The organism is Actinoplanes sp. ATCC 53533 (genome assembly GCF_003947245.1).
Genome location: NZ_QHHV01000314.1, coordinates 1 through 8489, shown reverse-complemented (window position 1 = coordinate 8489; position 8489 = coordinate 1). Strand labels below are relative to the sequence as shown.

The 8489-nt window shown below is 71.1% G+C and carries 7 protein-coding genes, 1 tRNA gene, 1 other RNA gene and 2 pseudogenes; 2 read left to right on the top strand and 9 right to left on the bottom strand.

From position 1 onward, the window contains the following. From DMB66_RS55195 to ffs, 4 genes and pseudogenes are all read right to left on the bottom strand, one after another. Nucleotides 1-244: pseudogene (locus DMB66_RS55195) on the bottom strand (recombination protein RecR); the annotation flags it as partial. Nucleotides 245-248: 4 nt separating this feature from the next. Then, nucleotides 249-557, bottom strand: coding sequence for a YbaB/EbfC family nucleoid-associated protein (locus DMB66_RS55190; RefSeq protein WP_233625529.1), 309 nt, complete (start codon nt 555-557; stop codon nt 249-251). 2039 nt (nt 558-2596) lie between these two features. Further along, nucleotides 2597-4237: pseudogene (locus DMB66_RS66370) on the bottom strand (DNA polymerase III subunit gamma and tau); the annotation flags it as partial. Nucleotides 4238-4325: 88 nt separating this feature from the next. Continuing rightward, nucleotides 4326-4421: signal recognition particle sRNA small type (ffs, locus tag DMB66_RS55180), an RNA gene on the bottom strand. Between the two features lie 80 nt (nt 4422-4501). On the opposite strand from ffs, the gene DMB66_RS55175 reads away from it, so the two are divergent. Beyond that, nucleotides 4502-4589 (top strand) — tRNA-Ser (locus DMB66_RS55175). 67 nt (nt 4590-4656) lie between these two features. Here DMB66_RS55175 and DMB66_RS55170 read toward each other — a convergent pair. Continuing rightward, the gene (locus DMB66_RS55170; RefSeq protein ID WP_125812030.1) at nt 4657-5457 is read right to left on the bottom strand and encodes a hypothetical protein; all 801 of its coding nucleotides are present in this window, start codon (nt 5455-5457) and stop codon (nt 4657-4659) included. Nucleotides 5458-5673: 216 nt separating this feature from the next. Here DMB66_RS55170 and DMB66_RS55165 point away from each other — a divergent pair, with 216 nt between their 5' ends. Next, a complete protein-coding gene (locus DMB66_RS55165) occupies nt 5674-5940 on the top strand; it encodes a hypothetical protein (RefSeq protein ID WP_125812029.1) in 267 nt (88 codons plus the stop codon). A 37-nt stretch (nt 5941-5977) separates the two neighbouring features. On the opposite strand, the gene DMB66_RS55160 is transcribed toward DMB66_RS55165, so the two are convergent. From DMB66_RS55160 to DMB66_RS66365, 4 genes are all read right to left on the bottom strand, one after another. Beyond that, complete coding sequence (locus DMB66_RS55160; protein WP_158647680.1) at nt 5978-7558, bottom strand: heparinase II/III family protein; 1581 nt, start codon at nt 7556-7558, stop codon at nt 5978-5980. Between the two features lie 169 nt (nt 7559-7727). After that, nucleotides 7728-7931, bottom strand: coding sequence for a hypothetical protein (locus tag DMB66_RS55155; protein WP_125812027.1), 204 nt, complete (start codon nt 7929-7931; stop codon nt 7728-7730). 32 nt (nt 7932-7963) lie between these two features. Then, nucleotides 7964-8305, bottom strand: coding sequence for an STAS domain-containing protein (locus tag DMB66_RS55150; RefSeq protein ID WP_125812026.1), 342 nt, complete (start codon nt 8303-8305; stop codon nt 7964-7966). A gap of 81 nt (nt 8306-8386) precedes the next feature. After that, on the bottom strand, nt 8387-8482 hold the full coding sequence (locus DMB66_RS66365) for a DUF6886 family protein (protein WP_370321249.1): 96 nt from the start codon (nt 8480-8482) through the stop codon (nt 8387-8389). Nucleotides 8483-8489: the final 7 nt, after the last annotated feature.

Below are 8489 nucleotides of genomic sequence, written 5' to 3'. Positions count from 1 at the left end.
AGAGCACCTCGTTGCTGCGACGGGTGTCGCGGCAGATCCGGCACTGCTCCGACTCGGCGACGTTGAAACAGATCGTGCAGAACCGGACCAGCTCCTTCACCCTGCGCAGGGAGTTGGCCAGCCGGTTCACGTCGGCGGGATCGGCGGACAGGACGTGGAAGGCGATCCGTTGGGCGCTCTTCGGGCCCACGCCCGGCAGCCGGCCCAGCTCGTCGATCAGATCCTGGATGGCACCCTCGTACACAGGCTCAGAATCCCGGGAGGGAGAGGCCGCCCAGGCCGCCGGTGGCCGGACCCATCTTCTGCTCGGTCAGCTCCCGCACCGCCTCGGACCCGTTGTGGATGGCGGCGAGCACCAGATCCTCCAGCGTCTCGACGTCCTCCGCGTCGACCGCCTTCGGGTCGATCTTGATGGACTTGAACTCGCCCAGCCCGGTCACGACGACGGTGACCAGGCCACCACCGGCCGTACCGGTGACCTCGGCCTCGGCGAGCTCGGCCTGCGCCTGCGCGACCTGCTGCTGCATCTTCTGCGCCTGCTTCATGATCTGCTGCATGTTCGGCTGTCCACCGGGGCGCATCGCATTGCTCCTTAAAACGGGGGTAGTCCCAGCCATTGTCCCGTGCCCGTCGAGCGCGGCACGGAACCGGGTCAGGACTCGCTGATCTTCTCCGCCCCGAGGGCGTCACGAAGCAGCTGAACGGCCTGCTGCTCGCTGCTCTGCCGGGCGGTCTTCTCGTCGATCACGTCGTCGAGCGGCTCGTCGCCGGGGTCGAAGCCCTCGAACGCCGGGCCGGCGCCGTTCGGACGGCCCGCTCCGGCCCGGGGCGGGCCGTCGTACTCGGGGTCGTACGGTGCCTCCTCGGTCGGGGAGCCGTCGGACCAGGCGCTGGTCTTGCTCGCGGGGGCGGCGTTGATGCCGCGTCCGGCACCGGCCGCCGCGGCCCGGGCGGCGGCGAGACCGCTGGACGGGGGTCGCCCGCCGCCGGGTGGGCCTGATGCGGCCGCCGGGGCGCTGTTGCGGGCGCCTGTTCTGTTCGGGTCGCCCTGGTCGCCGGGGTTGGGGGGTGCTTGCCTGTCGCGAGTCGTCGCGGCGGCGCTCTGGGCGGCTGCCGTGTCCGGCCAGCCTCCGCCGGGGCCTGTTCCCTCGCCTGCGGCTCCGGCGGCTGTCCCTCGAGGGCCTCCGCTCGGGTTTGCCGACCCGTCCGGGCCGCTTCCCGGAGTGGTTGCCCCGCTCGGGCCGCTTCCCTGGTTGGTTGCCCCGCTCGGGCCGCCTGCCGGGTTGGTTATTCCGGTCGGGCCGCCTGCCGGGTTGGATATCCCGTTGCCGTGACCGCCTGCCAGGCCTCCTGACCCGGCAGGGCCGGGTGCCCCGCCTCCCGCGCCTGCTGCGTTTGTCGTCCCGGCTGCCGCGCCTGCCGGGTGGGCTGGGCCTGCCTGGCCGGTTGCCGACCCGCTAAAGCCCTGGCCGCCGCCTGGGCCGCTGAGTCCCTGGCCTCCGGGACCGTGGCCGCCGCTGGATTCACCAAAGCCCTGGCCACCGCCCGGCCCGCTGGAGGCTTGGCCCTCGCCTGAGCCGTTGAAGCCCTGACCTCCGCCGGGCCCGCCGGGGCCTTCGTCACCGCCGCCAGGGTTGCTCTGCCCAATACTCGGGTCGGCGAAGCCCTGGCCGGCGCCCCGAGGCTGACTACCGGCGGTCTGTGGGCCGCCGAGCCGGGCCGGCTCGGGCCACTCCTCGTCGTCCACCGCGGCGACCTCGGTCGCCTGGGTGGCCACGGCCGTAGCGAGCCCACCCGGACGGGCAGGCTCCGGCCACTCGTCGCCGGAGTCGCTCTCGACGGCGACCGAGGCGCGCGGCGGCGCCTCCCGCTGCCGCGTGAGGGCACCGGCGCCGCTGGGCGCGGTCTGGCCCGCTTCCTGGCGGGACGGACCCTCCTGGGACTGCGGAGAGCGCTGCGCGGGGCCTGCGGGGCCGCCACGCGGGCCACGTGGGGCAGAACCGCCCGAGCCCGGCGACGGACCGCTCTCGCCCGCGACGTCGCAGCGGATCTGCCAGCGGCCGCCGAGCGCCTCATAGAGCGCGTCGGAGATCAACGCCGGCTCGGCGGCGACCATCTTGGCGTGCGCCGGGAAACGGAACGTGAGCACTACCGTCTGACCCTCGAGGTCCCGCACGGTGGCGCCCTGGGCGAGCGCGGCGATCTTCTTGCTCTTGCGGCTGACGGCGGAGATTATCTCGGGCCAGACTTCCCGGATCGACGCCGCGGACAGCTGCCCGGGCACCCCGGCCTCACCGGCGAAGCCAGGATCCTCGGGAGCGTCGGGCATGATGCCGGCGGGCTCGGGCCGACGCCCGACCGGCGCTCCCGAAGCGGCAGCTCCGGAAACCGGCGCAGCCGACGCCGAGAAGGCCGCAGCCGGCGGAGCGGACGCCGCAGGAGCGGAAACCGGCGAAGCGGAAACCGGCGAAGCGGACGCCGAGGGAGCGGAGACCGGCCCAGCCGACGGGGAAGTCGCCGAGAACGGCGCGGGAGCGGCGGAAACCGGCGCCCCCGACGTGGGACCTGGCGGGAACGGTCCGGCGGTCGCCGAGGCATCCGAAGCCGCCGGGGCCGAGAACTGCGCCGCCGGAGCTGACCCATGAGTGACCGGCGTGGCGGAAGCAGCAGGACCATGCGCAGCCGTCGAAGCCGTCCCGGAAGTGGCCGGAATCCCGGAGCTCGGAACCGGCACGCCCGGCGCCGCGGACGAGCGGGGCGAAGTCGCCCACGGCGGCTCCGAATCCGAAGCGTCGGAACCAGCGTCGGAAACCTGGGGAGCAGACGCGGGCACGGCAGAGACCGGAGCCGCCGAGCCTGACGTCGCAGCAACCGGGCCCGCGGAGTCGGCGGCAGGCGCCGGGGCGGCCGGCGAGCCGGACGGACCCGACCCCGCCGAGGGCGCGCGCCGCGCGGCGGCGGCCGCCGCCGCGCGAGCAGCGGAGATGCCGCCACCGCCGCCACCAGCCGGCACGGATGCTGCCTGCGCCGGGGACTCCTGGCCGGTGCCGGGCTGTAGGCCGACCTCATCGGTGGTCAGCGTGAGGCGCCGCTCCATCCGCTCCAAGCGCTGGAGCAGGGCGTTGTGCGCATCGTCCGCGCCCGGCAGCAGCATGCGTGCCGTGATCAGCTCGAGGAGCAGCCGCGGCGCGGTGGTGCCGCGCATATCCACCAGGCCGTTGTGCACGATGTCGGCGCAACGCGACAGCGTCGCCGGGCCGAGCCGGGTCGCCTGCGCGCCCATCTGCTCAAGCTGGTCGGCCGGGCCGTCGATCAGGCCCTTGGTGACCGCGTCCGGCACCTGCTGCAGCACGATCAGGTCGCGGAGGCGTTCGAGCAGGTCGGAGGCGAAGCGCCGGGGATCGTGGCCGGCCTCGGCCACCCGGTCGATGGTCTGGTAAGCCGCCGCGCCGTCGCCGGCCGCCAGCGCGTCGCACATCTCGTCGATGAGCGCCGCGTCCGTGACGCCGAGCAGCGAGACGGCCCGCGGGTAGCTGACGCCCTCGGGTCCGGACCCCGAGATGAGCTGGTCCAGCACCGACAGGGTGTCCCGGGCGCTGCCGCCACCGGCCCGCACCACCAGCGGGAGCACCGCCGGGTCGACGTGCACGCCCTCGGCCTCGGTGAGCTGCTGCAGGTAGGGCCGGAGCACCGCCGGCGGGATCAGCCGGAAGGGGTAGTGGTGGGTGCGCGAGCGGATCGTGCCGAGGACCTTCTCCGGCTCGGTCGTCGCGAAGATGAACTTGACGTAATCCGGCGGCTCCTCGACGAGCTTGAGCAGCGCGTTGAAGCCGGCCGACGAGACCATGTGCGCCTCGTCGATGACATAGATCTTGTAGCGGCTGCTGGCCGGCGCGAAGAACGCCTTTTCCCGCAGGTCGCGGGCGTCGTCGACGCCGCCGTGACTGGCCGCGTCGATCTCGATGACATCGATGGACCCGGCGCCGTCGTTGGTGAGCGACTTGCACGAGGCGCAGACCCCGCACGGCTCCGGGGTCGGGCCCTGCTCACAGTTGAGCGAGCGGGCGAGGATGCGCGCGCTGGACGTCTTGCCACAGCCGCGCGGCCCGGAGAACAGATAGGCGTGATGAAGCCGGCCGCTGCGCAGCGCCTGCGACAACGGCTCGGTGACGTGCTCCTGCCCGATGACCTCGGCGAAGGTCCGGGGCCGGTACTTGCGGTAGAGGGCGAGTGCCACTCCTGCCACCTCCTGGACGACCGCGCCATTCTCCGTCGAGGGTGTGACAACAACAAACTGTGTCCCGCGCCGGTGGACGCCCCGGGAACGTAAGGACCCCCCGTGCACCCGTCAGAGCTCGCTTATCCTTGCTGCCTTCCGGCCCTGGGGAGGTTCACAAGATGACGCCGCACGAGGGGCTGCGGATAGAGTACCTGGCGCGGTCGACGGGCCGTGCGGGCCTCCCGCTGAAGCGGCTCCGGCGGGTCTTGTAAGCTGGCGTACGGAGGATTCGCCTAGTGGCCTAGGGCGCACGCTTGGAAAGCGTGTTGGGATAAAACCCTCACGAGTTCGAATCTCGTATCCTCCGCCAGCCTCATCAGCGGAAACATGTAAGGCCGGGCCCGCTGGGCCCGGCCTTACTTGCTATGCCGGCCGGCTCACTGCTCGACGTAGCGCCGCAGGGCCTCGACCAGTTGGTTGTCTTCCAGGCCGCTGTAGACCGCCCGGTCGCTGCCGATCAGGATGAAGAACGGGCAGCTCTCGTCCTCGCCGGTCAGCCGGGTCTCGAAGATCTTGCGCCGGGTCGCCACCTCGTAGAGGGACAGGCGGTATCGGCCCTCCTTCATCGGGATCGACGAGGGTTTCGGCTTGTCGATCCGGCAGCTCTTGACCTTCGCGCCGATCGTGACCAGGTCCACGCACGCGACCAGCTGCACCTTGGCCGGGTCCTTGGGCTGCCACGCGTCCCGCAGCGCGGGCTCGGCATCGTAGGGAATGGTGGTGAGGTACGTCTCCGCGGTGCGGAAGTCCAGGTCCTTGCGGTCCTTGACGCTGATCGCGATGGGATGGGGCGCTACTGCGGCGGTGTACTTCGGTGACTTCGGGTAGTACCACCGGTCACACAGCCGCTCCAGGTCCTCGTTCTTGCGTACCCGGTAGGAGCTCGCCTTCGATCCGGCCGGAACCTTGCCGGTCACGCCGACCGGGCGGCCCGGGGCGGAGCTCGTGGCGCCCGTGCTGGGAGCGGTCGACGAGGCAGCCGGGCCGGCGGCGCCGCTCAGGCTGCGCTGCGCCGTGGGCTCCGTGGCGCGCAGTGCCTTGACCACGCCGTACGCCGTGGATCCGGCACAGGCGATGCCCAGCAGCCCGATGGTGGCGATCAGTGCGATCAGCCGGGTCGGCGACTTGGCCGGCGGTGGCTGCGGGGGTGGCGGTGCGCTGGGGCCGGCCCAGGGCATCGGCGGTGCGATGGGCGGCTCGGGCGGACCCGGCCATTCTGGTCCCGGACTTTCCATGGATAGCTCCCCGTGATTGTGACGCATCGGCGCGCGGACTCTATCCGCTGCCGGGCGGTGCGCGGCAACCCCGATTTCGGCAGGTGCGCAGGCCGGGACGCATGGCGCGGCGGGAGGGTGCGCGCCGGGCCGGGCAACCCTCGGCTCTACGCTGGCGCGGTGACCGATGTGGAAAGCAAGTTCGATGTGGAAAGCAAGATCGATGACGAGGCGATCGCCGAGCCGACGCCTGAGCTGATCGCCACCCACTACCTTTCGAGCGTCGACGAGCTCGTTGAGCACTTGCGCGCCGCCGCCCAGCTGGACCTCGGCGTCCGGGTCAGCTCCTACCTGGTGGCCGACGAGGACAGCGGCGGGTTCGCCGCACGGTGGGAACTGGAGCTGCTGACGTCCTCCCCCGTTCATTCCGAGGACGAGGCCGAGTAGCAGGCCGCGCCGCTACCTGCACCGTCGCCCGGCTGGGTCAGCTGACCTGGAAGGTCGTGAGCGACGATCGCCCGTACGAGCGGATCACGATCTCGTAGGACTTCACCCGGCTGCCCATCTTCGGGAAGTGCCAGCCTCGCGGCGGCCGGGTGAGCCCCTGCACCACCCCCGACACCCGGCCGGTGGTGTTGATGGTGAGCCGGGGTCCGGACGGGTGCGCGAACACCAGCTTGGTGCTGTTGGCACGGCCCGACACCAGCTTCCAGCCGGGGGCGAGGTGGAAATGCTGCCGCCACAGGTTCTTCGACGGGAACGAGTCGTTGATCTTCATCATCTTCTTGTTCCGGTTGACGTTGATGCCGCGGAGGTGCGCGATCCCGAACATCTTGTCCTGGACCGTCCAGTTGTGCGCCGGCGCCTGGAAGACGCTCGCGGTGACTTTGCCGCCGGCGCTGGTCACCTTTCCACGGTCGGGCACCGCCACGTTGTGGCTGTTCGGCGAGAGCTGATAGGCGTGGTAGCTGTCGGTTCCGTAGCTGTATCGGCCCGGGCCGACGAGCACCCGGACGCCGGCGGCGCTGAGGGTCACGCCGCCTGCCCGGTCGTGCTGGCCGTGCGCCCACCGCGCGGGCCCGTATCGGACGGTGTAGTAGATCGCCTTCGGGTCGGTCCACGACCAGCGGCCGATGCCCCAGCCGGTCTGGTCGTCGCGGAACACCCGCGGCGTCGTGAGGGTCGATGCGGGGCCGGGGTTCTCATCGGAGTCCCCGATCTGGACGAGCTTCCCGTCCGGCTCCGTCATCCATCTGTCGGCGGCGCGGGCCTTGGCAACGGTCTTGTCGATGGCGGCGGCCGCCTTCTCCCACCCGGGCGTCTCCCGGAGCAGCGTCACCGCGTCGCCCCAGAGCCTGGCGTTGATCCCGTGATACATCGACGACTGTTCGTAGGAGATGCCGCGCGCGGAGAACGCCTTCGGTGCCTCGCTCACGATCCGCTTGGTGGCGGCGGTCGCCCAGGCCGGCACCCCGAGGAGGTCGCCGGCCCGAACGAGCTGCATGTTGGCCATCAGCCCATGGTTGTGCACCGGGGCGTTCGGCGGACCGTAGTAGCGCGGGCCGCGCAGGACTCTGGCGTCGGCCACCATGCCGGGACGGAGCCGCTGCGACCTGGTGAGCGCGAAGAGGCAGTTTTCCGTCTCCAGCCTGCGCAGTGCCGTGCCCTCGTCCCAGCCGTATTTGCTGGCGCCGGGGTCCGGATTCTGCCGGTGGAACGCGAGCACCTGACTGACGAGGGCGTTCAGCGACTTCGTCTGCCGGTCCATCGCGGCGCGCCGGGCGAGCGGCTTCATCCACATCAGACCCTGATACCGCATGCGCCAGGTCGCGTCCGACACCGGGGGCTTTCGCCAGGATGCCGCGGCGATCGCACCCACGGTGAAGATCGGGGCCGGCGGCATGCTGACCTTGATCGGCTGACCGTCGGGCACCGGATCAGGCGCCGCGGGGCCGCAGCGGGCGTCGGCGGTCGGGTCCGCTTCCAGCATCACGGGCCCAGGCAGGGGACCGTAGATCTGCTGGAGGGCGTCGATGTCGTCGATGGCGACCGGGTCGAACGGCATCACATGAGGGCCGGCTGGAGCGGCACCGGCCGGACCCACGCCGAGCAGTGCTGCGGCGAGGGCGAGGACGGCACTTGCTGTGGCAAGTTTGTGAAGCCCTTTCACCACACCATCAGACAAGGGTGCGGCGCCTTCCTCAACCCGCATCGGGGCAGGCCGGCTGACCGATCTAGGACACGGGTGTCAGCGACTTCATCGTGCGTACCCGGGGCAACGGCGACGGTAGCAACCACAACGAACCGGGCATCCCGCCCACGGCGGCGATCAGCGGGGTCGGCCGCAGGCCGATGCCGCTGCCCAGCAGCCAGACCGACGGCGTGGTGCCGACGGGGTCGGTGACCTGCAGATCACCGAACGGGGTCGTAGGAGACATGTTTCGAGAGTGATCTCTCACGTATTGGTTCACTACATCTGGCCCGCCGCGATCGCGTCGTCCACGTCCGGAAAGATCGCGAAGTATCGGCTCAGCCCCACGGTCTCCAGCAACGTGACCAGGAACTTGTTGGCGCCCGCGAAGCTCAGCCAGCCGCCGCGCGCGACGATGACCTGCTTGGCGGTGATGAACGCGCTGAGCCCGACGGAGTCGCAGAACTTGAGGTCCGAGAGGTCCACGACGATGCGCGGGACCTGCCGTTCCAGCAGTTCGGCGAGCAGTTCGTGCAGTCTGGTCGCGGTGTCGGCGTCGAGTTCGCCGCTCAGGCGCAGCACGGCGACGTCGGAGCGGATGTCAGTCACGGTGGCCTGCATGGCATCACTTTCGTCCTGGTTATCGGGTTCACAGCGTAGATCCACCCGAACAGCCGATGGCGGACAGTTCGTCCGCTGGTTTCACTTTCGCGGCTTGGCGTTGCGCAGCCGGATCCCGCTGAACCGCAGCGTGCTCGCCACGATCTCGTCCATGACCGACCACAGGTTGGCGACCAGCCGGAAC